1 protein-coding gene is annotated in these 1,367 nt (G+C 67.4%); it reads left to right on the forward strand.

Annotated features, from left to right (window positions below):
* The first annotated feature begins 42 nt into the window (after positions 1–42).
* On the forward strand, positions 43–1,227 hold the full coding sequence (locus tag ACZ6R6_RS49315; RefSeq protein WP_470104477.1) for an IS701 family transposase: 1,185 nt from the start codon (positions 43–45) through the stop codon (positions 1,225–1,227).
* Positions 1,228–1,367: the final 140 nt, after the last annotated feature.

Here is a 1,367-nt window from a genome sequence, read left to right on the forward strand (position 1 = left end):
CTAGTACTACAACAACATATTGTGATGCCTTAGTCTGACCGTATGTCGAGCGTGGTGACCGCCGAGGACCTTCAGGCATGGATGGCTGGCCTGGATGACCTGTTCGCGCGGGTGGCGGGCCGGTTCGGACGAGTGGAGCCCAGGCAGCGGGCACGGGCCTACCTGATCGGGCTGCTGGCGCCGGTCGAGCGCAAGAACGGCTGGCAGTTGGCCGAGGCAGCAGGCGACGATGGCCCGGAAGGGATGCAGCGGTTGCTGAACTCCTACGCCTGGGACGCCGATGCGGTCCGCGACGATCTGCGGGCATATGTGGTGGAGAAACTCGGTGACGCCGACGGGGTGCTGATCGTCGATGAGACCGGGTTCGTCAAGAAGGGCGACCGATCGGCCGGGGTGCAACGGCAGTACTCGGGCACGGCCGGCCGGATCGAGAACTGCCAGCTGGGCGTATTCGTCGCCTACGCCTCACCACGAGGGCGGGCGTTGATTGACCGGGAACTGTATCTGCCCACGTCATGGCTGGCCGATCGGGAGCGCTGCGCCCGGGCGGCGATTCCGGATTCGATTGCCTTCGCCACCAAACCGGCCATCGCGCGCACCATGCTGGAGCGGGCGCTGGTGGCCGGAGTGCCCGCCCGCTGGATCACCGCTGATGAGGCCTACGGCGGCGATTACAAGTTCCGCAGTTTCTGCGAGCGGCACGGGATGGGATATGTGGTGGCCGTGCCGTGCAGCCAGAGTGTCGGCCTCGGGCCGGGTGGCAACCTGCGCGCCGACAGCCTGGCTGCTGACGCCCCGCCCGAGGCGTGGAAGCGGTTGTCGGCGGGGAACGGCGCCAAGGGGGCCCGGCTGTATGACTGGGCGCTGGCCACCTTGCCGTGGGACGTCGAGCCGGGCTTTGGCCGCTGGCTGCTGGCCCGCCGCAGCATCGCCAAGCCTGAGGAGCTGGCCTTCTACTTCGCCTATGGCCCGCGCGACACCACCTTCGCCGAGCTGGTGCGGATCGCCGGCACCCGCTGGGCCATCGAGGAATGCTTCCAGCAGGCCAAGACCGAGACCGGCTTGGACCACTACCAGGTTCGCCGCTATGACGCCTGGTACCGGCACATCACCTTGGCGATGCTCGCCCACGCCTATCTGGCCGCCACCGCGGCAGGCCTCCCAAAAGCCCTGACGGCCTCGTCCCCCTCAGCCCCGGCGAGATCCGCCGTCTGCTGGCACACCTGACCCACGCCCTGACCTTCGCCCGCCCGATCGAGCGCATTCTGGCCTGGTCGTACCGCCGAAGGCTCTACCAGCACCGCGCCCGTACCAGCCACTATCAACGGCGACACCTCCTACACAACGAAATGCTGTTGTAGTACTAG

The sequence above is a fragment of the Streptosporangium sp. NPDC048886 genome, assembly GCF_055586905.1.